The organism is Nocardia sp. CC227C, assembly GCF_030767025.1.
Lineage (GTDB): Bacteria > Actinomycetota > Actinomycetes > Mycobacteriales > Mycobacteriaceae > Nocardia.
Map to the genome: position 1 here is coordinate 22,625 of NZ_JASITE010000005.1, position 25,873 is coordinate 48,497.

At 69.3% G+C, this 25,873-nt stretch carries 26 protein-coding genes; 9 read left to right on the forward strand and 17 right to left on the reverse strand.

The features are described 5' to 3' along the window. Positions 1 to 2: 2 nt before the first annotated feature. On the reverse strand, positions 3 to 887 hold the full coding sequence (locus QMO76_RS11260; RefSeq protein WP_306361181.1) for a MoxR family ATPase: 885 nt from the start codon (positions 885 to 887) through the stop codon (positions 3 to 5). Between the two features lie 70 nt (positions 888 to 957). Then, positions 958 to 2,226 carry a glutamate-5-semialdehyde dehydrogenase gene (locus tag QMO76_RS11265; protein ID WP_306361183.1) on the reverse strand — a complete coding sequence of 423 codons (1,269 nt, stop codon included), beginning with the start codon at positions 2,224 to 2,226 and terminating at the stop codon, positions 958 to 960. 62 nt (positions 2,227 to 2,288) lie between these two features. Here QMO76_RS11265 and QMO76_RS11270 point away from each other — a divergent pair, with 62 nt between their 5' ends. The 4 genes from QMO76_RS11270 to QMO76_RS11285 all read left to right on the forward strand — a co-directional run bounded on the left by QMO76_RS11270 (position 2,289) and on the right by QMO76_RS11285 (position 5,983). Then, positions 2,289 to 3,806 (forward strand): MFS transporter, encoded by a 1,518-nt coding sequence (locus tag QMO76_RS11270; RefSeq protein ID WP_306361184.1) that lies wholly within the window; start codon positions 2,289 to 2,291, stop codon positions 3,804 to 3,806. Between the two features lie 143 nt (positions 3,807 to 3,949). Then, entirely contained in the window at positions 3,950 to 5,044 is a 1,095-nt protein-coding gene (locus QMO76_RS11275; RefSeq protein WP_306361185.1) for an LLM class flavin-dependent oxidoreductase, read from the forward strand. Between the two features lie 25 nt (positions 5,045 to 5,069). After that, on the forward strand, positions 5,070 to 5,615 hold the full coding sequence (locus QMO76_RS11280; protein WP_306361186.1) for a YceI family protein: 546 nt from the start codon (positions 5,070 to 5,072) through the stop codon (positions 5,613 to 5,615). A 41-nt stretch (positions 5,616 to 5,656) separates the two neighbouring features. After that, positions 5,657 to 5,983, forward strand: coding sequence for a GNAT family N-acetyltransferase (locus QMO76_RS11285; protein WP_306361187.1), 327 nt, complete (start codon positions 5,657 to 5,659; stop codon positions 5,981 to 5,983). Between the two features lie 100 nt (positions 5,984 to 6,083). Here QMO76_RS11285 and QMO76_RS11290 read toward each other — a convergent pair whose 3' ends face one another. The 7 genes from QMO76_RS11290 to QMO76_RS11320 all read right to left on the reverse strand — a co-directional run bounded on the left by QMO76_RS11290 (position 6,084) and on the right by QMO76_RS11320 (position 11,903). After that, positions 6,084 to 7,304 (reverse strand): cytochrome P450, encoded by a 1,221-nt coding sequence (locus tag QMO76_RS11290; RefSeq protein ID WP_306361188.1) that lies wholly within the window; start codon positions 7,302 to 7,304, stop codon positions 6,084 to 6,086. Between the two features lie 9 nt (positions 7,305 to 7,313). Continuing rightward, entirely contained in the window at positions 7,314 to 8,483 is a 1,170-nt protein-coding gene (locus QMO76_RS11295; RefSeq protein ID WP_306361584.1) for a cytochrome P450, read from the reverse strand. Between the two features lie 77 nt (positions 8,484 to 8,560). Then, a complete protein-coding gene (locus QMO76_RS11300) occupies positions 8,561 to 9,166 on the reverse strand; it encodes an ATP/GTP-binding protein (protein ID WP_306361189.1) in 606 nt (201 codons plus the stop codon). Beyond that, positions 9,141 to 9,488 (reverse strand): DUF742 domain-containing protein, encoded by a 348-nt coding sequence (locus QMO76_RS11305; protein WP_306361190.1) that lies wholly within the window; start codon positions 9,486 to 9,488, stop codon positions 9,141 to 9,143. Before QMO76_RS11305 ends, QMO76_RS11300 begins: the two co-directional genes overlap by 26 nt. Next, positions 9,485 to 9,913 (reverse strand): roadblock/LC7 domain-containing protein, encoded by a 429-nt coding sequence (locus QMO76_RS11310; protein WP_306361191.1) that lies wholly within the window; start codon positions 9,911 to 9,913, stop codon positions 9,485 to 9,487. Before QMO76_RS11310 ends, QMO76_RS11305 begins: the two co-directional genes overlap by 4 nt. A 35-nt stretch (positions 9,914 to 9,948) precedes the next feature. After that, entirely contained in the window at positions 9,949 to 11,139 is a 1,191-nt protein-coding gene (locus QMO76_RS11315) for an ATP-binding protein (RefSeq protein WP_306361192.1), read from the reverse strand. A gap of 185 nt (positions 11,140 to 11,324) precedes the next feature. Beyond that, positions 11,325 to 11,903 carry a TetR/AcrR family transcriptional regulator gene (locus tag QMO76_RS11320; protein WP_306361193.1) on the reverse strand — a complete coding sequence of 193 codons (579 nt, stop codon included), beginning with the start codon at positions 11,901 to 11,903 and terminating at the stop codon, positions 11,325 to 11,327. Positions 11,904 to 12,059: 156 nt separating this feature from the next. Between QMO76_RS11320 and QMO76_RS11325 the strand changes: the two genes are divergently transcribed. After that, complete coding sequence (locus tag QMO76_RS11325) at positions 12,060 to 13,778, forward strand: nitroreductase family deazaflavin-dependent oxidoreductase (RefSeq protein WP_306361194.1); 1,719 nt, start codon at positions 12,060 to 12,062, stop codon at positions 13,776 to 13,778. Positions 13,779 to 13,850: 72 nt separating this feature from the next. On the opposite strand, the gene QMO76_RS11330 is transcribed toward QMO76_RS11325, so the two are convergent. The 7 genes from QMO76_RS11330 to QMO76_RS11360 all read right to left on the reverse strand — a co-directional run bounded on the left by QMO76_RS11330 (position 13,851) and on the right by QMO76_RS11360 (position 20,247). Next, entirely contained in the window at positions 13,851 to 14,882 is a 1,032-nt protein-coding gene (locus QMO76_RS11330; RefSeq protein ID WP_306361195.1) for a zinc-binding dehydrogenase, read from the reverse strand. A gap of 1 nt (position 14,883) precedes the next feature. Beyond that, positions 14,884 to 16,095 carry an LLM class flavin-dependent oxidoreductase gene (locus tag QMO76_RS11335; protein ID WP_306361196.1) on the reverse strand — a complete coding sequence of 404 codons (1,212 nt, stop codon included), beginning with the start codon at positions 16,093 to 16,095 and terminating at the stop codon, positions 14,884 to 14,886. A 72-nt stretch (positions 16,096 to 16,167) separates the two neighbouring features. Continuing rightward, complete coding sequence (locus tag QMO76_RS11340; RefSeq protein WP_306361197.1) at positions 16,168 to 17,046, reverse strand: VOC family protein; 879 nt, start codon at positions 17,044 to 17,046, stop codon at positions 16,168 to 16,170. Positions 17,047 to 17,072: 26 nt separating this feature from the next. Next, on the reverse strand, positions 17,073 to 18,152 hold the full coding sequence (locus tag QMO76_RS11345; protein WP_306361198.1) for a ferredoxin--NADP reductase: 1,080 nt from the start codon (positions 18,150 to 18,152) through the stop codon (positions 17,073 to 17,075). A gap of 83 nt (positions 18,153 to 18,235) precedes the next feature. Beyond that, on the reverse strand, positions 18,236 to 18,481 hold the full coding sequence (locus QMO76_RS11350; protein ID WP_306361199.1) for a hypothetical protein: 246 nt from the start codon (positions 18,479 to 18,481) through the stop codon (positions 18,236 to 18,238). An 11-nt stretch (positions 18,482 to 18,492) separates the two neighbouring features. Further along, positions 18,493 to 19,632, reverse strand: a complete 1,140-nt coding sequence (locus tag QMO76_RS11355; protein WP_306361200.1) for a Rieske 2Fe-2S domain-containing protein — start codon at positions 19,630 to 19,632, stop codon at positions 18,493 to 18,495. A gap of 111 nt (positions 19,633 to 19,743) precedes the next feature. Continuing rightward, on the reverse strand, positions 19,744 to 20,247 hold the full coding sequence (locus QMO76_RS11360) for a flavin reductase family protein (RefSeq protein WP_306361201.1): 504 nt from the start codon (positions 20,245 to 20,247) through the stop codon (positions 19,744 to 19,746). Positions 20,248 to 20,480: 233 nt separating this feature from the next. On the opposite strand from QMO76_RS11360, the gene QMO76_RS11365 reads away from it, so the two are divergent. From QMO76_RS11365 to QMO76_RS11380, 4 genes are all read left to right on the forward strand, one after another. After that, entirely contained in the window at positions 20,481 to 21,323 is an 843-nt protein-coding gene (locus QMO76_RS11365; RefSeq protein WP_306361202.1) for an IclR family transcriptional regulator, read from the forward strand. 29 nt (positions 21,324 to 21,352) lie between these two features. Then, positions 21,353 to 22,000 carry a PadR family transcriptional regulator gene (locus tag QMO76_RS11370; protein WP_306361203.1) on the forward strand — a complete coding sequence of 216 codons (648 nt, stop codon included), beginning with the start codon at positions 21,353 to 21,355 and terminating at the stop codon, positions 21,998 to 22,000. Positions 22,001 to 22,080: 80 nt separating this feature from the next. Then, entirely contained in the window at positions 22,081 to 23,799 is a 1,719-nt protein-coding gene (locus QMO76_RS11375) for an MFS transporter (RefSeq protein WP_306361204.1), read from the forward strand. Between the two features lie 131 nt (positions 23,800 to 23,930). Then, positions 23,931 to 25,160 carry a bifunctional 3,4-dihydroxy-2-butanone-4-phosphate synthase/GTP cyclohydrolase II gene (locus tag QMO76_RS11380; RefSeq protein ID WP_306361205.1) on the forward strand — a complete coding sequence of 410 codons (1,230 nt, stop codon included), beginning with the start codon at positions 23,931 to 23,933 and terminating at the stop codon, positions 25,158 to 25,160. Between the two features lie 79 nt (positions 25,161 to 25,239). Here the strand turns inward: QMO76_RS11380 and QMO76_RS11385 are convergent, their stop codons facing one another. Further along, the gene (locus QMO76_RS11385) at positions 25,240 to 25,857 is read right to left on the reverse strand and encodes a TetR/AcrR family transcriptional regulator (protein WP_306361206.1); all 618 of its coding nucleotides are present in this window, start codon (positions 25,855 to 25,857) and stop codon (positions 25,240 to 25,242) included. Positions 25,858 to 25,873: the final 16 nt, after the last annotated feature.

A 25,873-nucleotide genomic window follows, 5' to 3' on the forward strand; every position in this document is an offset into this window, starting at 1 on the left:
CGTCACGCCAGCTTCAGCTCATTGAGGGCACGCAGGTGGTCGGCCTGGTGTTTGAGCACCACGCCGAGGGTGGCGCGCACCGTCTTCTCGTCCAGATCCCTGGCTCCGAGGGCGAGCAGGGTGCGCGCCCAGTCGATGGATTCGGCCACCGACGGCAACTTCTTCAACTGCATGCCGCGCAGTACGTGCACGATCCGCACCAGCTGCGCCGCCACCGCGGGCTTCAGCTCGGGTACCCGGCTGGCCAGGATGCGCCGCTCCAAGTCCTCGTCGGGGAAGTCGATGTGCAGGTACAGGCAGCGGCGTTTCAGCGCCTCGGAGAGCTCGCGGGTGGCATTGGAGGTGAGCACCACGAACGGGCGGCGGGCGGCGGTGATGGTGCCCAATTCCGGGACCGTGACCGAGAAGTCGCTCAGCACCTCGAGCAGCAGCCCTTCGATCTCGACATCGGCCTTGTCGGTCTCGTCGATGAGCAGCACCGTCGGATCGGCGCGCCGGATGGCGGTCAGCAGCGGCCGGGAGAGCAGGAACTCCTCGGTGAAGACGTCGGCTTTGGTTTCGGCCCAGTCGTTTTCCGAGGACGCCTGGATGCGCAGGATCTGCTTGGCGTGATTCCACTCGTACAGCGCCCGCGATTCGTCGACGCCCTCGTAGCACTGCAACCGCACCAGTTCGGCCCCGGCGACCTCGGCCACGGCCTTGGACAGCTCGGTCTTGCCGACGCCGGCCGGTCCCTCGATGAGCAGCGGCTTGCCGAGCCGGTCGGCGAGGAATACCGACGTGGCGGTGCCCTTGTCGGCCAGGTAGCCGGTCCGGGCGAGACGCTCGATCACATCGTCGACCGACGAGAAGATCGGCTCCTGGGTGGGAGTGGATGTCGGAGCCAAGGGTGCTGTCCTTCCTGGAGGGGCGGATGGGTACACCGTACGGTGTACAAACCCATCCGCACCAGTTGTACTACACGGGCCGAATCTGCCCGTCGCCCCACACGATCCACTTGGTGGAGGTCAGTTCCGGCAGGCCCATGGGGCCGCGAGCGTGCAGCTTCTGGGTGGAGATGCCGATCTCCGCGCCGAAGCCGAACTGCTCACCGTCGGTGAAGGCGGTGGAGGCGTTCACCATGACGGCGGCGGCGTCCACCCGGTTGGTGAATTCGCGGGCGGCCCGCAGGTCACCGGTCACGATGGCCTCGGTATGGCCCGTGCCCCAGTGGTTGATGTGCTCGACGGCCGCGTCCAGGTCGTCGACCACCTTCAGGGCGATGTCCAGGGAGAGGTATTCGTCGGCCCAGTCGGTGTCGGTGGCGGGCACCAGGCCGGGCAGGTCGCCGTGGATGGTGACGCCCGCGCCCTCCAGCGCCTGGATCAGGCGCGGTACCGCGGTATCGGCGATGGCGGCGTCGACGAGCACCGTCTCGGCGGTGTTGCACACGCTCGGGCGGCGGGTCTTGGCATTGAGCAGGATCGATTCCGCCATGGCGAGATCGGCGTCCCGGTGCACGTACACGTGGCAGTTCCCGGTGCCGGTCTCGATGGTCGGCACCTGTGCGTCGCGCACCACGGCATTGATGAGTCCCGCACCGCCGCGCGGGATCACCACGTCCACCAGCCCGCGCGCCTGGATCAGGTGCGTGACGCTGGAACGGTCCTCGGCGGGCAGCAGTTGCACCGCGTCCGACGGGAGTCCCTGTGCGGCAAGGGCTTCGCGCAATACCTCGACCAGGGCGGTATTGGAGCGCACGGCGGAGGAGGAACCGCGCAGCAGGGCGGCATTGCCCGACTTGAGGGTGAGCCCGAAGGCGTCGACCGTGACATTGGGCCGCGCCTCGTACACCATGCCGACCACGCCGAGCGGCACCCGCACCTGCCGCAGCTCCAAGCCGTTGGGCAGGGTGGACCCGCGCACCACGTCGCCGATCGGGTCCGGCAGGCCCGCGACCTGCCGCAGGCCGGAGGCGATGCCGTCGACGCGGGCCGCGGTCAGCCGCAGCCGGTCCAGCTGCGCCTCGGCCGTGCCGCCCGCCGCGGCGATCTCGATATCCTCGCCGTTGGCGGCGAGCAGCCGGTCCTCGGCGGCGAGCAGCGCGTCGGCGGCGGCGTGCAGTGCCTCGTTCTTGCGTGCGGTGGTGAGCTGTGCGAGCGTGCGCGAGGCCACCCGGGCCCGGCGCGCCGCCTCGTGCACCACCTCGCGGACGTTGTCCAGGTCGGCGGCAGTTCCTGCTGTCATGGGTACAGCCTAGGCGGCCCGACCACTCGGCATTCGTCGGTGGCCGCCATTACGGTGTGCTCATGGCCGCGAGCATTCGGATGTCGTCGGGGACGGGTCGCTGGACACTGCTGGCGACGGTGCTCGGGTCGGGGATGGCCATGCTCGACGCCACGGTCGTGAACGTGGCGCTGCCGAAGATCGCCGCGGAGTTCGGCTCGTCCATGGCGGGTTTGCAGTGGACGGTCAATGCCTACACGCTGACGTTGGCGGGCCTGATCCTGCTGGGCGGATCGCTCGGGGACCGCTTCGGGCGCAAGAAGGTGTTCCTCATCGGCGTGGTGTGGTTCGCCATCGCGTCGGCGCTGTGCGGTGCGGCGCAGGATATTTCGATGCTCATCGCGGCGCGGGCGCTACAGGGCGTGGGCGGGGCGCTGCTGACGCCCGGATCGCTGGCGATCATCCAGGCGTCGTTCGCGCGGGAGGATCGGGCCAAGGCGGTCGGCGCGTGGTCCGGCTTGGGCGGCGTGGCCGGCGCCATCGGACCGTTCCTGGGCGGCTGGCTGGTGGACGTCGCGGGCTGGCGGTGGGTGTTCCTGCTGAATCTGCCCCTGGCCGCCGTGGTGATCGCGGTGACGCTGCGGCACGTTCCGGAGACCTTCGACGAGGAGGCCACCGGCAAGTTCGACATTCTCGGCGCGGTGCTGGCGGCGCTGAGCCTGGCCGGAATCACCTACGCGCTCACCGAGGCTCCCGACGCGGCGGGGAATGCGGGGCTGGTGCTCACCGCCGGCGTGGCCGGGGTCGCCGCCGCCGTCGCCTTCATCGTGGTGGAGCGCCGCCGCACCGGACGCCGCGCGCAGCCGCGCGCCATGCTGCCGGTGGACCTCTTCAAGTCCCGGCAGTTCACCTCCATCAACCTGGTCACCTTCGTCATGTACGGGGCCATGGGCGTGGTGTTCTTCCTGCTGGTGCTCACCCTGCAGGTGGTGGCGGGCTTCGATCCGATCGCGGCGGGCACGGCCATGCTGCCGGTCACCGTGCTCATGCTGCTGCTGTCGGCGCGGGCCGGGGCCCTCGCGCAGCGGATCGGGCCGCGCATTCCGATCACGGTCGGCGTGCTGCTCGCGGCGGCGGGCATGCTGCTCATGACCCGGATCGGACCGGACACCTCCTACCTGTGGGACGTGGTGCCCGCCGCGCTGGTGTTCGGCCTCGGGCTGTCGCTGGCCGTGGCTCCGCTCACCGCGACCGTGCTGGCGGCGGCGTCCGAACGCCACGCGGGCATCGCCAGTGGTGTGAACAATGCCGTGGCCCGCGCGGCCGGTCTGCTCGCGGTGGCCGCCATTCCGCCGCTGGCGGGGCTCACCGGCGACGCCTACAACGATCCGTCGACCTTCGCGAGCGGCTTCCGGGTGGCACTGCTGATCTGCGTGGCGCTCATGCTCGGGGCCGCCGTCGTCACCTTCACCACCGTCCGCGACGATACGCTGAGCACGGCCGCGCCCGACGCCGAACCGGAGTGCAAGGTGCACTGCGCCGTGACCGGGCCGCCGCTGGAGCCGATCGAGCACGGCTCGCATCCGCGTTCGCGCGGCTGATTCCGCCGCCTTCCGTGACCGGCATCACCGTGCGCCGGTCGGAATAACCGCGCCCCGCTGCGCCGTTCACTTGGTTGCCATGTCCACAAATTCTGGATATGGTTGCCACATCCACCAAGTGGATGCCACGACGAGGAGGACGCGTGCAGTTCGGAATCTTCACGGTCGGTGACGTCACCACCGACCCGACCACCGGCCGCACCCCCGGCGAGGCCGAGCGCATCAAGGCGATGGTCGCCATCGCACGGAAGGCCGAAGAGGTGGGCCTGGACGTGTTCGCGACCGGCGAGCACCACAACCCCCCGTTCGTGCCGTCGTCGCCGACCACCATGCTCGGCTACATCGCGGCGCGCACCGAGAACCTCATCCTGTCCACCTCGACCACGCTCATCACCACCAACGACCCGGTGAAGATCGCCGAGGACTTCGCCATGCTCCAGCACCTGGCCGACGGTCGCGTCGACCTCATGCTCGGACGCGGCAACACCGCACCCGTCTACCCCTGGTTCGGCCAGGACATTCGCGACGGCATTCCGCTGGCCATCGAGAACTACCAACTGCTGCACCGGCTCTGGCGCGAGGACGTGGTGGACTGGCAGGGCCGCTTCCGCGCTCCCCTACAGGGCTTCACCGCCACGCCCCGCCCGCTCGACGGCGTCGCGCCGTTCGTCTGGCACGGTTCCATCCGCAGCCCGGAGATCGCCGAGCAGGCCGCCTACTACGGCGACGGCTTCTTCGCCAACAACATCTTCTGGCCCAAGGAGCACTTCCAGCGGCTGATCGGGCTGTACCGTCAGCGCTACGAACACTACGGGCACGGTTCGGCCGATCAGGCCATCGTCGGCCTGGGCGGACAGGTGTTCATGCGCAAGAACTCCCAGGACGCCATCCGCGAGTTCCGCCCCTACTTCGACAACGCGCCCGTCTACGGCCACGGACCCTCCCTCGAGGACTTCATGGACCAGACGCCGCTCACCGTGGGCAGCCCGCAGCAGGTCATCGACAAGACGCTGACCTTCCGCGAAGCCTTCGGCGACTACCAGCGACAACTGTTCCTCATCGACCACGCCGGACTGCCCCTGCGCACCGTGCTGGAGCAGCTGGAGCTACTGGGCGAAGAGGTGATTCCGGTGCTACGCCGGGAATTCGCCGCCGCTCGCCCCTCACACGTCCCGGACGCGCCCACCCACGCCTCGCTGCTGGCGAAGCGCGCCGCGACCGCCGAAACCGCTCGATAACGAACAACCACAACGAGGAGAGACCATGACCGCCAGCACCACCGCCCTGACCGCCGGAACCTGGACCATCGACGCCGCGCATTCCACGCTCGGCTTCGCGGTACGCCACCTGATGGTGTCCAAGGTCCGCGGACGCTTCACCGACTTCTCCGGCCGGCTCGTCGTCGGCGAGGACGGCACCGCCAGCGCCGAGGCGGAAATCCGCGTGGACTCGGTGACCACCGACAATCCGCAGCGCGACGCCCACCTGCGCACCGCCGATTTCTTCAATGCCGAGAACTTCCCGCTGGCCACCTTCAAGTCCACCGGCTTCCGGGTCGTCGGCGAGGATTTCGAGGTCGACGGCGAGTTCAGCATCGCCGGTGTCACCAAGCCGATCACGCTCGAGGTGGAGTTCCTGGGCGTGAATCCGGGCATGGGTCAAGGCCCGGTCGCCGGTTTCGAGGCGAAGGCGGTCATCAATCGCCGAGATTGGGGAATCACCATCGATATGCCTCTGGCCGATGGCGGCGCGGTGATCGGCGACAAGATCACCCTGACCCTCGGCATCGAGGTCGTCCAGCAGGGCTGAACCACTTCGCCGCGCGGCGAACCGATCGAAAGCGAGGAGATATGAGCGAACCGACCGTCATCCAGCGGGACGACGCCGCCCCGGAACAGTTCGATATCGAGGTGGATGGCGAACGCGCCGGACTGGCCGCTTATGTGGACGCCGGTGACCAGCGCATTTTCTACCACACCGAACTCGATGATCGGTTCTCCGGCCGGGGCCTGGGCAGTGTCCTGATCCGGGAGGCACTCACCGCGACCCGGAAACAGGGCAAACGCATCGTCCCCGTCTGCCCCTTCGTCGCCCACTTCGTGGAGAAGCACCACGACTTCGACGATCTCGTGGACCCGGTGACACCGGAGGCCAAGGCGGCGGCCACGGCCGACTAGCGTGCGGCGGCGCGCATCGGCCCCGGACGGCACGGGGCCGATGCGGCCCGCCGCCACCCGGGGCCGACGTGGAGTTCGCGGGTGCGTTCCCCGCTGCGGGCTACGCCCGCAGATACACTGGCAACTCGGCGTGCCCATTGGAGATGAAGCTGGCCAGCGGAGTCAGCTGGTCCGGCGCGACCGCGAGCCGCATCTCCGGAAAGCGCCGGAACAGCGCGGGCAGCGCGGAATTGGCCTCCATCCGGGCCAGCGGCGCGCCCAGGCAGTGGTGCGCGCCGTAGCCGAAGGCCATGTGGTTCTTGTCCGCTCGCGCCAGATCGAGCTGATCGGCGGTGTCGCCGTGCACCTTCGGGTCGCGGCCGGGCCCGGCATAGCAGGCCAGGATCGGATCGCCCTTGGCGATGCGCACGCCGTCGAGTTCGATGTCGTCCACCGCGTAGCGCAGCGGCACGTGCACGACCGCGCCCTCGAGCCGCAGCGACTCCTCCACCAGATCCGACCAGGCCGCCCGGCCCGCCATCAGGTCGGCGCGCGCCTCCGGATGGGTGAGGGTGGCGAAGATGGCCTGGTCCAACAGGTTGATGGTGGTCTCGTGCCCGGCGGTGATGACCAGCAGCAGGGTGTCGACGAGTTCCTGCTCCTCCAGCGTCGAACCGTCCTCGTCGCGGGTGGTGATGAGCACGCTGGTCATATCGTCGCCCGGCGTCGCGCGCTTGTAGGCGATGAGCTCACCCAGAATCCGGTAGAGCTCCATGTAGTTCGCCTGCGACTCCTCGGGGCCGAGCGTGGTGTCGAAGACGCCGTCGGCGCACTTGCGCAGGCCGGGCACCAATTCGTCGGGCACGCCCATGAGTTCGGAGATCACCCGGATGGGCAGCGGATAGCAGAACGCCTCGCGCAGGTCGACCGGCTCCCCGGCCGGGGCGGCGGCGATGGCGTCGAGCAGCTCCGCGGTGATGGCCTCGATGCGCGGTTGCAGGGCCGTGGTGCGGCGCGCGGTGAAGGCGGGGGCGACGAGTCGGCGCAGCCGCCGGTGATCGGCCCCGTAGGCGGTGAACATATTGTTGACCGCCACCCACAGGAACAGCGGCCAGTCCGGCGGGATCTCACCGTTGATGAAGGCGGGCCAGTGCTGGCGCGGATCCTTGGAGACGCGCGAATCGGTGAGCAGGCTCGACAGCAGCGCGGTATCGGTGACCGACCACGCGGTCACGCCGCCGGGCAGTTCCACCAGGCTCGCCGGTCCACGCTCACGTAGTCGATCGATCTCGCCCTGGATGTCGGCTCCCGTGGGATCCAGGACGATGGGTTCGGTGGTCACGCTTTCTCCTTACGGCACGGTCAACGGAGCAGTCGGGGGGAAGACGACCGGCAGCGCGGTGAGGGACCGGTGGAAAGGTCCCGGCCGCCAGGCCAATTCGTCCACGGCGACGCCGAGCCGCAGGTCGGGCAGCGCGTCGAGCAGTTGGTCGATGGCGTCCTCGGCGATCAGGTACGCCGTCGGGCGGGCCGGACAGGCGTGCGGGCCGACGCCCCAGGACAGATGCGCGCGGTTGTGCAGCGCCCGCCCCGCGCCGATATCCGGGTCGTTGTTGCAGGCGGCCATGCCGATCACCACCGGCTGATGCGCGGGCAGCCACACCCCGTCGATGAGGATGGGCTGGCGCGGATAGCTCACGCAGTAGTTCGCCATCGGCGGATCGGAGTACAGCACCCGGTCCAGGGTGTCGCGGGTGGTGAGGCTGCCCGCGTGCAGACCGTCGGCCATGGTGCCGTCGATGAGCATGAGCCGCAGCGCGTTCACGATGAGGTTCTGCGCCGGTTCGATGCCCGCGCCGTAGAGGGTGACGATCTGGTGGATCATCTCCTCGTCGGACAGTTCGGCGGGGTCGGCGGCCAGTCGGGAGACGATGTCGTCACCGGGCCGGGATCGCTTGCTGAGCACCAGTTCCAGAATGGCCTCGGTGAGGACGCGGTTGCCCTCCTCGGCATCGACCCCGTCGAAGATGGCGGCCATTCCGGCGGCGATGCGCTGGCCGATCTCCGCCGGGCAGCCCAGCAGGGCGTTGACCGCTTCGAAGGCGAGCGGAAACGCGTACTGGGCCATCAGATCCGCGCTTCCGGACCCGCAGAAGGCGTTGATCAGCGGTACCGCGATGCGCTCCACGGTGTCGTGCAGCGCGTAGAGGTCCACGGCGCGAATGGCGGCCACATTGGCCTGCCGGTACCGGATGTGCTCGTTGCCCGCGCTGCGCAGGGCGTTCGGCCGCCATTCCAGCATGGGCATGATCGGGCTGTCGGCGGGGGCGGTGCGCTGCCAGTACCGGGGATCGGCGGGAAAGTGCTCGGGGTCGTTGAGGATGCGCACGGCGGCGCGGTATCCGACGACCAGGGTGGCCGGTACGCCCGGGGCGAGGTCCACCGGCGCCAATGGGCCGAAGCGGCGGCGCATCTGCTCGTAGGCGCCGTGCGGATCGGCCGCGAATTCCGCGGTGTACATGGCGATCCGGGGTCCATCGGAACCGATGGGCGAGCCGTAGGGCACCGGGGCGGTGATGGGCTCGATGAAGTTGCGGGTCACCGCATGGACCCCGCACGGCGGGACAGGTATTCCACCAGCGTGATCAGGGAGCGGACACAGGTGCCGCGATCGCGGGCGTCCAGCGCCATCAGCGGTGTGTCCGGGGTGAGATCGAGGGCGTCGCGCACCTCGCCGAGCGGGTACCGGATCGCATCGTCGAATTCGTTGATGCCGACGGCGTAGGGCACCTCGCGCTCCTCCAGCAGGGCCAGCACCTCGTCGGACTGTTCGATCCGCCGGGTGTCGACCAGGACCAGCGCACCCAGCGCACCGCGGGCCAGTTCCTCCCACAGCGGGACGAAACGATGCTGTCCCGGAGTGCCGAACAGGTACAGGGCCAGCCGCGGGTTCAGGGTGATGCGACCGAAGTCCATGGCCACGGTGGTGGTCGTCTTACCGGGCAATCCGGCCATATCGTCCACGCCCACACTGGCTTCGGTAATGGTCTCCTCCGTGTGCAGCGGCCGGATCTCGGAAACGCTGGCGACGAAGGTGGTCTTGCCGACGCCGAAATTGCCCGCCACCAAGAGTTTCACCGATCGGGTGACGGTATCGGGAACGTGATCGACGACGAGCTCAGGCCGAGAGAGCGCGGAGCCCATTCAGTACCTCCTCCAGCAACGCAGCATCCGGCATCTCTTCGGCCGGGGTAGGAGTGGTCAGGTGTCCGCTGTCGAGCAGGTCGGCTGCGACGATCTTCACGACGGACGGCGGCAGGTCGAGATATGCCGCGACCTCGGCGAGCGACAGGACACCACGACGGCAGATACTCAGCACCCGGATCGCGTCGGGGGTGGCTCCGAGTTCGGGTTCCCGCGCCGCGACCACCAGGGTGACCAAGCCCAGATTCCGGGTCGGCCGGCTCCGGCCGCCCGTGCGCACGTACGCCCGGACCAGGTCCGGATCCCGCCGCTGCCCGGTCATTGCAGGTCGCCGCCAACCCTCTGGTTCGACATCGAACCCAGCTCGTGCCCGACGCGGACCGCGAGCGCGTTCATGCGGTGCGCGACCAGGCTGACGTCCACCTCGGCGGTGGTCGCCACCCCTAGCAGCGCACCCACTCCGGCGGCGGTGATGAAGATCATCCCGCCGTCGTACTCGGTCATGTTCTGGCGCACCGAGTTCGAATTGCCGCAGAACTCGCCGAGCGCCTTGCCGAGTGAACGCAGGCCCGACGCCGCGGCGGCGAAGCGCTCGGCGTCGTCCACGCCGATACCACCGGTGTGCGCGATCCGTAGCCCGTCGTCGGAGAGTAGGACGGCGAAGCGCACGCCCGGAATCTCCAATTCGCTGAGCATCCACGCCAATTTATTGGCGTGCTCGGTTACGGCGGTGCCGGGTGTTCCCATCGGAAACGTCATCCCTTCGGTGTCAACGTGCGCTGTCAACGCGCGGCGGCGCGGCCGCTCTGCGAACCGCTGTGCCAGGCGGCGGCGATATCGGGTCGAGCAATGCTGGTGTCCTGCTGCGTTTCCGCCTCAGGGCGCGGTTCCCGGACGGTACCCACCGCCGCGAGCGCGGGGGACCGGCGACGGCGTTTGGGCAGGCCACCTTCGGTGATGTCGCGCACCGATGCGGGCTCCTCGGTCGGCGCCGGGGCCGGCGCGGGGTCGGGTGCGGGGGCGGCGACCTGCGGTACCGGCACGACCTCGGTCGCCGGGCCGTCGACTCCGGCACGGCGGGGCACGAACAGCGCCTCGGGCACGAACACCATCGCGCGGGTACCGCCGTAGGCGTTGGGGCCGTCCACGTAGACGGTGAAGCCGTAGCGCCGGGCCAGCGCGGAGACGCTGGGGAAGCCGACGCGGGGGGTGGGTCCGAGCTGGTGGATGTCGACCGAGCGCTCGCCCGCCAGCACCTGGCGCGCCTCCTCCATCTGCTCGTTGTTCATGCGCACGCCGGCGTCGTCGATGATGATGGTGACGCCGTGGTGCCCCTCCTGGAATCCGACGTCCACGTAGGAGGTGGGCGGCGAATAGCGCAGGGCGTTGTCGAGCAGGGTCGCGATGGTGTGCACCAGCGGTTCCACGGCGCGGCTGATGACCACCCGGTCGAGCTGGTTGAACCGCACCCGGGTGAAGTCGCGCACGCGGCCGATCGCGCCGCCGACGATGTCGGTGAGCGGCTGCTGCGGCCAGCGACGGCCCGGCAGACCACCGGAGACGATCACGTAGGACTGCGCCTGCCGCAGCATCTGCTGCACGCTGTGGTCGATGCGGGTGAGGGTTTCGTACACCTCGTCGCCGCGATGCTCGCGCAGCGCGTTGCTCACCACTTGGCCCACGTCCGCGCCGAGGCTCACCACGGAGGTGCCGAAGGAGCGCACCGCCGCACCGGTGGCCGTGCGCGCACCGGATTCCAGTTCGGCGCGCACCGACGCCTCGGCGCGGGCGATGGCTTGGCGCGCGTCCTCTTCGAATTCGAGTCGGCTCTGTTCCCAGGCTTCGGTGCGCATACGAAGCTCGTGCTCCAGCGCACGGGCGCGCGTGCGCTCCCGTGCCGCGTAGGCACCGAGCGCTCCGAGGAGCAACAGAGCGACGACCCAGGAAATCACCATGGCGATGGATAGATTCACAGCGTTCGGTCTCGCCCTTCCTCGCAGCTCATGTCGAGTGTTCGGAGATCGCGCGCGCGGCAGCGGCTTTCATTGCGCGCGGACTGCGATTCCGACGACTCGAACACAGTAGCAGCATCGCAGCGAATCCTCGACCGACTCCGCAAGATCGGAAAACCGTGCACTGCACGGTATTACGCGAGGCGTCAGTTCGCGGTGGCGGACGCGCGCGTGTACTGGTCCACCAGCGCCGTCAGCTGTTTCCCGGTGCGCTCGAGCGGTTCGACGGACCGCTGTGCCAATGACATGACAATCGCGCCCTCTACCGCGGCGATGATGGTGGTCGCCAGTGTGCGCGCGGTCTCGGGATCGACCTGTTCGGCCCGCAGGCGCTCGGTGAGGATGTCCTCCCACTCGGCGAACACGTCCCCCGCCGCGTCGGCGGCCGCCGCCGATTCCGCGCGGCCCAGCGCGGCGGCCACGATCGGGCAGCCCGCGGAGAAATCGCTGGCGATGAGGGCTTCGCGCCAGATCCCCGGCACGGCGGCGATAGCGGAGACCGCGTCCGCACCCGCCGCGAAAGTTCGGATAAGGGCACTTGACGCCGCCCCGGCGGCCCGAGTGGCCTCGGCGACCAGTTCTGCCTTGCCGCCCGGGAAGTTGAGATAGATCGAGCGGCGCGAGATGCCGCTGTGCTCGAGCAGTTGCGCCACGCCCGTACCCGCGATGCCGTAGCGGCGCATGAGGTCGATCGCGCTGCCGACCAGTTTGTCCCTGGCTCCCATCTGCGCACCCCTTTCCGCGTCGGCCCGCCGTGATCAGTCTACGGCTTGTCCTAGACCGGTTGGTGTACTACCGTCCGAGTATACCGATTGGTCTACCAACCCGGGCAGCTCGGTCCGCCGACCCGGGCAGCCACTCCACACGAACGGGGGCCGACGATGCCGACCCTGCACGACCCGTTGCCGCTCGCCTGCGGCCGGACCCTGCCCAACCGGATTATGAAGTCCGCCCTCAGCGAGGGCCTCGGCGACTCCGACCGCGCACCCGACGAGCGCCTGGAACGGCTGTACCGCCGCTGGGGCGCGGGCGGCTACGGGCTGCTGGTCACCGGCAATGTGATGGTGGACAGCCGCCACCTCGGCGAACCGGGCAATGTGGCCATGGAGGACGAACGCCATCTCGGGGCGCTGACCCGCTGGGCCAAGGCGGGCAAGGACGGCGGCACGCCGGTATGGGTCCAGCTGAACCATCCGGGTCGGCAGGCCAACCCGCTGGTCACCCGGCGTCGCCCGGTCGCGCCGTCGGCCGTCGCGCTGACCATTCCGGGCCTGCCCACGCCGCGAGAACTCACCGAGGACGAGATCGTCGACATCATCCGGCGCTTCGGCACCGCCGCCCGGGTGGCGGAGGCGGCCGGATTCGACGGTGTGCAGATCCACGGGGCACACGGCTATCTGGTGTCGCAATTCCTGTCGCCGCTGTCGAACCGGCGCACCGACGGCTGGGGCGGCGATCCCGAGCGGCGGGCTCGATTCGCGCTCGAGCTGGTGAAATCCATTCGCGCGCAGGTGAGCCCCGGTTTCGCCCTCGGAATCAAGTTGAACTCGGCCGATTTCCAGCGCGGTGGGTTCACCGAACAGGAATCGCGGGACGTGGTGGCCCGGCTGGCGGCCGAGGCCGTCGACCTCATCGAGATCAGCGGCGGCAGCTACGAATCCCCCGCCATGATGGGCCGACCGCGCACGGTCGCGGCGAGCACCCGAGCCCGAGAGGCGTACTTCCTGGACTACGCCGACACCGTGCGCGGTGTCGCCGGAACCACGCCGATCGCGGTGACTGGCGGATTCCGCACCCGCACGGCCATGGCCGAGGCGGTCGCGTCCGGGCACTGCGATGCGGTCGGGCTGGGCCGCCCGACCGCCGTGTTCCCCACGGCGGCGGGCGATCTGCTCTCCGGCCGCAGCGCGGCGCTGCACGCGCCGCGCATCACGCTGGGCCTGCCGCCGCGGCTGGCGGCAGGCGGCAATCTGAAGGCGTTCGACGGTGCGCTCGATCTCCAGTGGCACACCGACCAACTGCACCGCATGGGCTCCGGCGCGGATCCGGATCCGGCCCGCTCCCCCTGGCTCACGGCCGTGAACATGGTGCGCCACCACGGGGTGGACGCCTTCCGCAACAAGCGCTCCCCCGCCCCGCGTTCGGGCGACGACAGGGCGGCCCGCAAGTTCCGGCGGGAGCGCGCCCTCGGCCGCTACGTCATGAATCCGACGGTGCGGGCGCTGGATCGGGTGGGCGTGCGCACCACGCTGGCGACCGAGATCGAGACCATCGGCCGCACCTCGGGCGCACCGCGCCGGGTTCCGGTCTCGGTGCTGTTCGACGGCGAGGGTGCGTGGATGATCTGCCAGCACGGGATGCGCTCGGGGTGGGGACGCAATATCGCCGCGAATCCGACCATCCGGGTGCGCCAGGGCGATCGGTGGCGCACCGGCACCGCCACCCTGCTCCCGGAGGACGACGTGGTGGCGCGGGCGCGGACCTTCGCGCCGCATCCGCTGCTGGCTCCACTGGCCCGATCGATGTTCGCCGCGCTGGAGACGACTCCCGTTACCGTGCGTGTCACCTTCACCGACCAGGATTCTCCCGTCCGAACCTGAATCCCGGTGAATACCCGACGGCGGTCGTTCGAGTCCAATGCTCGAACGGCCGCCGTCGGCCCTGCCCGGGGCTCACAGATCCGGCCGGACCAGGATCTGGATGTGGTCGTCGGGATTGCGCAGGGCCTCGATCGCCCCCGCCACGCCGTCGAATCCGACCTCGTCGGTGATGAGCGCGGCCGCGTCGACCGTGCCTTCGGCGATGCGGTGCAGCGTGCGCGCGTACTCCTCGTGCGGGTAGACCATGCACATCTGCACCGAGATGTCCTTGTAGATGCCCACGATGGGCCGGATCACGTCATCGGTCATCACCGCACCCACCTGGAGAATCCGGGTCTCGCGCGGACACCGGTACAGCAGGTCGTTGAGCAAACCGGGCACCGCGGCACACACCCAGACGTGCGGCTGCTGCCCGGGCGACGCCAGCTCCCGCCAGACGTCCACCGGGTCCTCGGCGGCCGGATCGACCACGCGGTGTGCGCCCAGCCGCAGCGCGGCCGCCCGGCGCAGCGGCGACGGATCCGAGGCGACGATCGGCGCCGCGCCGCGCTCGGCGAGCGCCGCCACCGCGCCCAGACCCACGGGCCCGCAACCGATCACGATGCCGGTGCCCTCGGGACCGATACCCGTGCGCGCCACATTGCCGAAGCCGACGGCCAGCGGCTCGGTCAGGGCGGCCACCCGCGGCGGCACGTGGTCGGGAATCGGTTCCAGTGCCATGGCTTGCAACACCATGCGCTCGCCGTAGCCGCCCGGGAAGTCGTTGGAGTACCCGACGCCGTGGATGCCGCCCGCCGCGTCCAACGCCCACGGCAGCGCGACCACGGCCTGGCCGTCGGTGTAGGGCGTATCCGGTCCGGCCCCGATCACGCGGGCCGCCAGTTCGTGGCCCATGACCAGGTCGCGGTGCGGGTCGAACAGGAAGGTGGGCACACCGCTGTCGCGGGACGCCCGCAGGAATTCGTCGGTGTAGTCGAGGGCCTGTTTGTCGGAACCGCAGATCCCGCAGGCGATCGTCTCCACCAGCACCTGACCGGGTCCGGGCACCGGTTCGGGCACCTCGTCGACCACCAGCCGCCGATCACGCATGACTACCGCGCGCATATCACTGTCCTTCCCGGGGTGGCGCGACCGCGGCGGCCAGCGCCTGCCCGTGGCGTTCGAACGCGGCCTCCACTCCGGCGCGCATACCGGACATGAGCCGTTCGCTGTTGGCCTCGGCCCAGTCCAGGGAGGCCACACGATTGCGATTGGCGCGGGTGAAATGCGGGATCACGTGTTCGGCGAACAGCCGCGCCGAGCGCCGGGTGGCATCCCGGTCGGCCACGTCGAGCGCCAGCACCAAGAAGGTGCCGAAACCGCCGGACTGCTCGGCGAGATCGGTGATGGCGGCGATGGCGTCGTCCGGGGTGCCGATGGTGGCGCGGCCGAAGGCGGGGAATCCGGGGCCGACCCATTGCGCCACCGCCTCGGCGGCGGTATCGCCCCAGGGCACGTTCATTCCGCTGAGCTTGCGGATGTAGTCCACCAGATGTCCGATGCCCCATTCGACTTCGCGCCGCGCCCGCTCCCTGGTCTCGGCCAGGTGCATGGGCGCGACCAGCCGCCAGTCGGCGCGGCGCACGGTGTGGCCGTGCTCGGCCATGGTCTGCTCGTAGACCCGGAAGTTGGGCAGCAGCGCCTCGTAGCCGCTGGGATCGGACGCGGCGAGGGAGAGCAGTCCCGCGCCGTGCCGCCCGGCCAGCACCGCGCCGGACGGCGAGATCGTGGACGCCACCGCCATGTCCAGACCGTGCTGCTGATAGGGCAGCAGTTGCAGGCGGGCCTCGTGGAGCTCGAACCAGTCGGTCTTGGCGCTGACCACCTCACCGCGCAGCAGCCGGACGAGTACGTCCATGGACTCGTGCATCATGTCGCGCTGGCGGGACTGGGATATGCCCATCATGGCCGCGTCGGAGGCCAGCTGACCCGGGCCGATGCCCATCATGAGCCGCCCCTTGGTGAGGTGGTCGACCAGGCACAGCCGGTCGGCCAGCATCATCGGCTGGTGGTAGGGCAGCGAGTTCACGCCGGTCCCGAGCCGGATGTGGGTGGTGCGCTGCGCGGCGGCGGCCAGGAACACCTCCGGCGCGGCGATGATCTCCATACCGCCGGAATGATGTTCGCCCACCCAGGCTTCGGCGAATCCCAGCCGGTCGGCCAGTTCCACCAGCTCCAGATCGCGCTGGAGTTGCAGGGTCGGATTGCCGTTCAGCGGGTGGTACGGCGCGATGAAGAAGCCGAACCGGGTGGGTCCGGATGTGGTGGGCTGATGCACGTGTGGACGCTCCTTTGCGGATATGCAGTTGTGGGACGATCGTGGTGGGACCGCTTCAGCTCCCGGACCGGTTCAGCCCCTGGACCACTCGTGGCCCCAGTAGCTGTCGGCGGTCATCTCCTCCGCCAGGTAGTCGTCGCCGACGAGCATTCCCGCGCAGCCGAATTCGAGATCCCAGCCGCCCGGCGTGCGGACATAGAAGGAGATCATCTTGTCGTTGGTGTGGCGGCCCAGGGTGGACGAGAGGTGGTAGCCCGCCGCGGTGACGCGGTCCAGGGCGCGGCCGACGTCGTCGAGCGTGTCGACCTCGACCATCACGTGCACGATGCCCGGACCGTCGGGACGGCTGCCCGGGATCAGCGCCAGGCTGTGGTGGCGGGCGTTCACGCCCAGGAACCGGATCCAGATCGGCTGCTCCGGCGGGCCCACCCGGAAGGAGCCGCGCGCGGTGAAATCCAGTACCTCCGTGTAGAACCGGCGCGCGGCCTCGATATCGCGCACCGGCAACACCACATGTCCGAGTCCCAGCTCGCCGGTGACGAAGCGGGCGCCGTGCCGGGTGAGCACCGGGCTGTGGTCGAGCAGCGGGCCGTGGAACACCTCGATGGTGAAGCCCGACGGGTCGGTGAAGGCGATGGCCTCCTCCACATGCCGCGCCACGGCCTCGGCCGGTGACAGCGCGGTGACCGCGACGCCCGCCTGCTCCAGGGTTTCCCGCACCAGACTCAGCGACCGGCCGTCGGCCACCTGCCAGCCCACCGCGATCACCTCGTCGCGGTCGCCGGGCACCAGTTCGAAGCGGTAGGTGTGCTCGTCGGTGCGCAGGTAGACCGATTCCGCGTTCGGCCCCGATCCTTCCGCGAAACCGATGGTGTCGAAGGCGAATTCACGCCAGGCCCGCACGTCGGCGATACGCGCCCGCACGTAGCCGAGGGAGCTGAAGGCAGCCATGGGAACTCCTCTGGTATCGGAGGTGGTCAGGAATAGGTGACCGAGACGTCGTCGGTTTCGGGGACGGCCTGGCAGGCGAGCACATAGCCCTCGGCCAGATCCTCGTCCGCGAGCACCTCGTTGCGGCGCATGGAGACCTCGCCCGCGACCACCCTGCACACGCAGGCGCTGCACGCGCCCTCCCGGCAGGAGTACGGCGCTTCGATCCCCGCGGCCAGCAGGGTGTCCAGCAGGGTCCGGCGGCGCGGCCACGCCACCTCGTGGTGCTCGCCGTCGAGCTCCACGCGCGCCGTCGCCGATGCACCGGCGTCGGGTCCGGCGTCGGGTCCGGCGTCGGCGACGGTGTCCTCGAAGGGATTTCCGGCGAGCGAGACGAACTTCTCCAGATGCACCCGCTTGCGGTCCACGCCGAGTTCGGTCATGGCCGAGGTGACCGCGTCCATGAACGGGCCCGGACCGCAGACGAACACCTCCCGCCCCGCCCAGGGGCGGGCCACCGCGGCCAATTGCGCCACGGTCGGCAGGCCCTGCACGCTCTCCAGCCACTGCCATACCAGCAGCCGATCCGGATGCGCCGCGGTGAGGGCGGCGAGTTCGCCCGCGAAGATCACCGATTCGGCGTCGCGATTGGCGTAGAACAGCGTGATGTGCCCGGTGCCCTCGGCGAGCGCTTCCTTGAGTATCGACAGCACCGGCGTAATGCCGCTGCCCGCGCCGAACAGCAGCAGATCGGTATCCAGCGAGGCCGGGGTGAACAGGCCCGCCGGGGGCAGCGCGGCCAGCACGGTGCCCGCGACGGCGTTGTCGCACAACCAGTTCGAGCCGTACCCCTCCCGGGTGCGTTTCACGGTGACCTTGAGCGGGCCGCCCTCGTGCGGTGCGCTCGACAGCGAATAGCAGCGGCTCACCGAGCCGGTCAGCGCACTGGGAATGCGCAGGGTCAGGAACTGGCCGGGCCGGTAGCCGAAGCGCGCGGCGTGCGCCGGTTCCGGCGCGAGTTCCAGCGATACCGCGTCATGGGTTTCCCGCACCACGCGCACCACCCGCACGCTGGCGATATCACCGCCGCGCCGGGCCGTTTCCGGTTCCAGCTCTGTCACCGTCATCCATTCCTCCAGTACTCGTCGCGCGCTCGACCCCGCGGCGGCCGCCTGTCGTCGGCCCGGAGTGATCGGCGCGGCGCGACAACTCAGCGCAGCGTCCGGCCGCGGGTGCGCACGTCCACATCGCGCGTGCTCACACCCAATTCCCCGGCCGCCACCGCGATCTCGATGCTGGACCGCAGCGCCGGGCAGGTATGCGAGCGCAGGCCGTCGCGTGCCAGGCCGGTACACGCGGCCACGGCCGCGGTGTTCCACTGCACGCTGGTGTGCTGCGGGCTGAACTTCTCCACCGAGACGCACGTGCCGCAGGATCGGCAGGAAACCTGTTCCATGGCACCACCTCTCAGAACGGCGCGGTCGCGCCCTTGGCCAGGTTCTCGGCGACCTCCGCCTCCCACGCGGTGACCGCGCGGGTGGTGTCCACCTCGAATTCGAAGCGGGTGGTCATCTCCTCGGTGACGTCCGCGATATCGGTGTAGAACTGCTCGTACCAGCGGCGCAGCTGGTACACCGGGCCGTCCTCCTCGCACAGCAGCGGGTTGTTGATGCGACTCTTGCGCTTCCAGATGGCGGCGTCCTGTTCGAACCCCTTGCCCAGACCATTCGCGAACTTGTTCGCGATCTCGAGGGCCCGGTCCTCGTCCATGCCCTCGGGCTTCTTGACAATGGCCCCGTACTGGAGCACGAACCGGTTCTCCGAGACCGGATAGTGGCAGTTGATCAGGTAGCCCTCGACGGTCAGCCCGGCGCTCTCGCTGCGCAGATAGTCGATCATGTAGGAGGGGCCGTAGTAGGACGCCTCGGAGTGCAGGACGTTCTTGCCGCCGAGGGCCTTCGCGGTCTCGCCCATCATGTCCTCGCGCGAGACGGAGGTCATGTACTGGCTGGCGACATGGCCTTCGAAGACGTTCTTGAAGAAGGTCGGGAAGCCGTAGTGCACATAGAAGAAGTGCGCCATGTCGACCACATTGTCGATGACCTCGCGGGCATTGGCGTCGACGACCATGGTGTTCCAGGTCCAGTCGGTCCAGCCGTCGTCGAACGCGCCGTCGATGCGCGGAATGGCCAGTTCGGCGGGCGGCTGCCGGTGCTCCGGGTCGTTCCACACGAACAGCTGCTTGTTCTCCTCCATGGTCGGCCACGCCTTGGTGCGGGCCAGCGGCGGCACCCGGCGCGCGTAGGGGATGCCGGTGCATCTGCCCTTGCCGTTCCAGCGCCAGTCGTGGAACGGGCAGGCCAGCGAATCGCCCTTGACGGTGCCGTCGGCCAGGTTGCCGCCCATGTGCGGGCAGTAGGCGTTGAGCACGTTGAGCGTGCCGTCGGAGCCGGCGAAGACCACCAGTTCGGTGCCGAAAGCCGTAATGGGGTGCGGCTTTCCGTCACGGAAGGAGTCCGCCAGACCCAGGCAGTGCCAGCCGCGGGCGAACCGCGTGGGCGGTGCGCCCGCGTCGATCACGCGCACTTCACTGTCCATGGGGGTCATGTGAGGGTCCTTTCGGGAATCCGTTGATTCGAGGTTGCGGTCGCGGTGCCGGGCGTCGGCAGGCGAAGTCCCACTGGCCGGGAGGTGGCCACTGATGATCGAGACGCCGGACTACCGCTGGGCGAGGCGCCCGAAGGCCGCCCGGTAGAACAGCAGCGGTGACGCGTCGGAATGCTCGGTCAGGCCGGTCACGCGGGCGATGACGATGGTGTGGTCACCGCCGTCGACCTCGTCGTGGAGTTCGCAGTCGATGGTGGCCAGCGCGCCGCCCAGCCGGGGTGCGCCATTGGCCGAGGGCGTCCAGTCCACGCCCGCGAACTTGTCCGGTCCGGGACGGCCGAGTCGTCGGCAGATCTCGTCCTGGTGGTCGGCCAGGATGTTCACGCAGCAGCGGCCCGCCCGCCGGATGCGCGGCCAGGTGGTCGAGGTGCGCGCCGGAAAGAAGCTCACCAGCGGCGGGTCCAGGGACAGGGCGGCGAAGGACTGGCAGGCGAAGCCGACGGGATGCCCGTCGGCCAGCGCGGTGATCACGGTGACGCCGGAGCAGAACCGCCCCAGCACGGCCTTGAACGCCGCCGCGTCGATCGCCGGAACCTCGTCGAGAGCCGGTTCCACGACAACTCCTTATTTCGATCCGAAATATCGCTGGCAGTCATAACAGCAGGTCGGGCCGCACAAGCGTCAATATCGGGGTTCGGTCACCGGGACGCGGATCCGTGGAACATACGTAGTTCTCCCGATTCCTCCGTATGTACCGCAGGGCACTGTGATGGGTAGCACAACGTCCGAAACAGGTACATGCCTAATCGGCATAGTCCTAGACTGGACACGAACCAACGGAGGTACTCATGTCCGTCGCCCTGCTCTCTTCGGCGGAGAATCGAACCCCCATGCGCGGCAGAGACTCTCACGCCAAAGATGCCCGCAACGCCACCGGGGAGGTCCCGGTGTCGATGATCGAGCGCATGACGCTCATCCTGGACGCGTTCGATGCCTCCACTCCGACGCTCACCCTGCTCGGCCTGGTAGAGCGCACCGGACTGCCGCGTTCGACGGTCCATCGCATTCTGGACCAAATGATCAAACTTCGCTGGCTGGCACACACATCCGGCGGATACCGGCTGGGCATGCGCGCCCTCGAATTGGGCGGCCTCACCGCCGACCACAACGAGATCCGCGACGCGGTGAGCCCGCTGCTGCACGAACTGTCCCAGCGCACCGGCATGGTCGGCCATCTCGCGGTGCTCGACGGGCGCGATGTGGTGTACCTGGACAAGGCCGGTGGGCGTTTCGCCGCCAGCCTGCCCACCCGGCTCGGCGGCCGGATGCCCGCGCACGCAACGGGACTCGGCAAGGCCATGCTGGCCTGCCTGGAACCGAATATCGCAGAGGCCGCGGTGCGCGCCCGACTGCCCCGGCTGACCTCGCGCACCATCTGCGACGCCGACGCGCTCGGCCGCGAACTCCAGCAGATCCGCCTGCGCCAGGGGGTTGCCATCGACCGCGAGGAGGCGGTGGTCGGAATCGCCTGTGTGGCAGCGCCGCTGCGGGGTCGCGGCACCGCGCCCGCGGCCATCTCGCTGTCCGGCCGCGCCGACGCCATGAGTTTCGACCGGCTGGCCAGGGTGGTGCTCGAGGTGGCGCACGAGGCCGGTCGCACCCTGTTCCCGCGTCGTGCCCACTGGCGCTGAGCCCGGAAGACCGGGGGTAGATTGCAGTGATGACCGAAGGCGCAGCAGCGCGGTCCGGGCATTCCGACGGGCAGCGCCCGGACCTGCCGACGACCGCGTGGGCCGTACTCGGAATGCTCTCGCACGCGGACGAACTGTCCGGCTACGACCTGAAGAAATGGGCCGACTGGAGTCTCCAGTTCTTCTACTGGAGTCCGTCGTTCAGTCAGATCTACGCCGAACTCAAACGGTTGGAGAAACACGGCTACGCGACCTCGCGCACCGTGGTGTCCGAAGACGGCATGCGCGGAAAACGCATGTACGCCATTACCGAATCGGGACGCGCGGCCGCCGCGCACTGGGTGAACCACTCCCCAGTCGAGGCGCCGGTGCTGAAACACAGTGTGATGCTGCGGGCCTGGCTCGGCCACCTGGCCGAACCGGACCGGATGCGCGAAATACTGAACCAGCACATCGACTACGCCGAAACCATGCGGCGGCGCGCCCAGGCCGACGCCGACGGGGCGGACGCCAATCCGGAATGGGCCTATCCGAGCGCGGTGTTGCGCTGGTGCGTACGCCATTACGAGGCGGAACGGGAATTCGCCCGCGATCTCCTGGACGACCTGGAAAAACTGGCGGGAAAGCGTAACCGGCGCAAGGCTACCGAGAACCGGAATTCCGATAGTTCCCACTGACCGAACTCGATTGTTCTCGACGAACTCCGGGTGTGACACGGTTCACGCCATCGTGTTACCTACCCACCTGGAGGACGAATATGTCCACCTCCGTCGAAACCACGACGCCGCCCGGCGTCGGCGATGAGGACACCGGCCGTCTCGACGGCGCGTCGAAGCTGAGGATCTTCGGCGTCCTCGCGGTGATCGTGCTGTTCACCGAGGTCGCGCCCATGCAGTACGTCATGGTGTCGGCGGCGCTGCGCCAGATCGCACCCAGCTTCCCGACCGTCGGCGCCAACCTGAACTGGGCCATCATCATCTTCGGCGTCATCGGCGCCGCCACCTCACCGCTCATCGGCAAGCTGAGCGATATCTGGGGCAAGAAGAAGATGTTCCTCACCTGCGGCGTGCTGTTCATGATCGGCTGCGTCATCTGCGCGGTCACCAGCAACTGGCTGTTGTTCCTGTTCGGCCGTGGCCTACAGGCCACGGCCATCGCCACCGCGGTGATCTCCTACGGCCTCATTCGAGATCTCATGCCGCGCAGGCTGGTTCCGGTGGGCATCGGCATCGCCGCCACCGGTCTGGGCGTCTCGGCGCTGGCCGGTCCGCTCATCGGCGGCTGGATCGTGGAACACAACAGCTGGCGCGCCATCTTCTGGTTCCTGTTCATCTTCACCGCCGTCATGATCCCGCTGGTGATTCTGGTGGTGCCCGAATCGAAACTGCGGGTGCCGCAGCGGCTCGACGTCGTCGGCGCGGCGCTGCTCGGCGCGGGCGCGGTGCTCACCCTGATCTACCTGGACAACGGCCAGGCGTGGGGATGGACCGAACCCACCTCGCTGGCCTACCTGATCGGCGGCCTGGTGCTGCTGGCGCTGTTCCCGGTGGTGGAGCTGCGGGTGAAGCAGCCGATCATGGATATGAAGCTGCTGTTCACGCCGCGGGTGAGCGTGGTGCTGTTCATCGCCCTGCTGGCCTCGTTCATGATCGGGTACCAGTCCTACGCCATCGGCTACATGACCCAGTCGCCGCCCGAGTCCGCGGTGGCGGGCGAGGTCACCGCCGCCACCTGGGAACAGGTGAGATCCGGTGCGATGCAACAGGCGCAGGCCGCCGCCGAGGCGCAGGCGCGGGCACAGCTGCCGCCCGGGGTGGATCTGCCGCCGGGCGCGGTCCAGGTGCCCGAGGAGGCGGTGCTCGCGCAGCTGCCGCCGGATATGGTGCGGGTGGAGATGAACCCGGGATACTCCTACGGCGAAGGCTTCAGTCTGCTGGAGTTCGCCACCCATCTCGCCCTGGCGCAGGCGGTGATCTCCATGATCTTCGGTTTCGTGGCCGGGCTGTGGATTCGCCGGTCGGGTGCGCGCGTACCGCTGATCGTGGCGCTGTGCATCTTCGTCGGCGCGGCCGTCGCCTATGCCGCGCTCGGGCACGGCTGGGTGACCCTCGCCCTGATCAGCGCGGTCTTCGGAATAGCCTTCGGTATCTACTACGCCGCAACCCCCAACCTCATCGTGGAGGCGGTGCCCGCCCAGCAGCAGGGCGTCAGCGCGGGCATGCTCGGCGTCATGCAGGCCATGGGCGTCGCCATCGGGCTCGCGGTGGCGACCGCCTTCCTGCACGCCAATCCGGTGGCCGCGGATGTGACGGTGGCCGGGCAGCCGACGGTCACCAACGAGATACCGCTGCTGTTCTCCGACCGCGGATACGAGATCACCTTCTGGGTGATCGCCGCGACCTCGCTCATCGCGCTGCTGGGCGCGATCTGGATGAAGCACGGGCGTACCCCGGCCACCGGCGGCACCGCCTACTGAGTGGACCCGGTCCGACCGACATCCGGCCCGGAGGCGTCGTGCCTCCGGGCCGGATCCGGTCAGCGGGACGCTACCTCGCTGTTCTCGGCCCGGCATATTTCGATGTGAAAGACCGGAGGAGGTGGTCGACGATGACCGGTGCACTCGACCCGATCGCGAATGCGGTGGCGGCACTCGCCCGCGGCGACATGGTGCTCGTGGTGGACGACGAGGACCGCGAGAACGAGGGCGATCTCGTCCTCGCCGCCGAGCACGCGACGCCCGAACGCATCGCGTTCCTGGTGCGGCACACCAGCGGCCTGCTCTGCGTGCCCATGACGGGCGCGGATCTCGACCGACTCCGGCTGCCGCCCATGACCGCGGTGAACCAGGACCCCAAGGGAACCGCCTACGCGGTGGCGGTGGACGCCGCCGCCGGGGTGAGCACCGGGATCTCGGCCGCCGACCGGGCGCACACCATGCGGTTGCTGGCCGATCCGCGCACGACGCCGGAACAGCTGACGCGGCCCGGGCACGTGCTGCCGCTGCGCGCGAATCCCCGTGGCGTACTGGGGCGTCCGGGCCACACCGAGGCCGCCGTCGACCTGCTGCGGCTGGCCGGGATGCGGCCCGCCGGGGTGATCGCCGAGGTGGTCAACGACGACGGCTCCATGGCGCGGCTGCCGCAGCTGCTCACCCTGGCGCACGCCCACCAGCTGCCCATCATCTCCATCGCCGATCTCATCGCCCACCGAAAACGGCTGGAGCACGGCGTATCCCGGGTGGCCGAGACCCGCCTGCCCACTCCGGCGGGTGAGTTCCGGGTGATCGGCTACACCGACGAGCATTCGGGCGCGGAACACCTCGCGCTGGTGTACGGGGAACCGGCGGGCGCGGACGCGCTCGTGCGCGTGCACTCGGAATGTCTCACCGGTGACGCATTCGGCTCGCTGCGCTGCGATTGCGGCGCACAGCTCGACGCCGCCCTGCGGGCCGTCGCCCACGCGGGTCGCGGGGTGGTGGTCTATCTGCGCGGCCAGGAGGGCCGAGGCATCGGACTGCTGAACAAGTTGCGCGCCTACGAATTACAGGATGAAGGCGCCGATACCGTGGACGCCAATCTCGCACTCGGACTGCCCGTCGACGCCCGCGACTACGGGGCCGCCGCCCGCATCCTCACCGATCTGGGCGTCCGATCGGTGCGGCTGCTCAGCAACAACCCCGCCAAACAGTCCGGCCTCGAGACGCACGGTATCGCCGTCACCGACCGCATCCCGCTGCAAACCAGCCCGACCGAACACAATGTGCGCTACCTGCGGGCCAAGCGCGACCGCATGCGACATCACCTCACCGAGGTGGACCCGGCCGTCGGCTATCCCTGATCGGCGGCGGCGCGCGTGGCGTCGAGATAGCGGGCCAGGGCACGGCGCGGCCGGTCGGGCACGGTCGGCCGAGCGCGCACTACTCGGCGTGGTTCGCACGCTGTGCCACCGCACCGGTTTCCGGTGCGTTCAGCAGGTTGTCCAGACGCGCCGCCATGGCCGCGCCCGCGGCGTGCAGGGGTTCGGCCGAGCGGAGGGTGCGGCTCAGGATGAACGCGCCCTCGAGGGCGGACAGGATGGCGAGGATGGTCTCGCGGGCGTCGGCCGGGGTGAGGCCGCGGCGCACGAAATAGGTTGTGCCCCGGTCGATCCAGTCGGTGATGACCTCGGCGGCGACCTCGCGTAGGGCGGGCTCGCTGTCGGCGATCTCGCCCGCGACGGTGCCGACCGGGCACATGTTCATCCAGCCGCTCTGTTCGATGGTGTCGGCGGCCGCGGCGAAGGCGGCGGGGACGGCAGCGCGCAGATCGTCGTGCGGGTCCATGAGCAGGGGCAGCAGTTGGATGTAGGCCGCGCCGGAGGTGCGCAGCGCCTCCGCCGCGAGCTGCGGCTTGCCGCCCGGGAAGTGGTGGTAGAGCGAGCCCATCGGCGCACCGGAAGCGGCGGTGATCTGTTTGACCGTGACCGCGCTGTACCCGTGCACCCGCATGAGTTCGGCGACCGCCGTGACGAGGCGCTCCCTGGTCCCGGTTGACATCTTCTCACCCACCCCA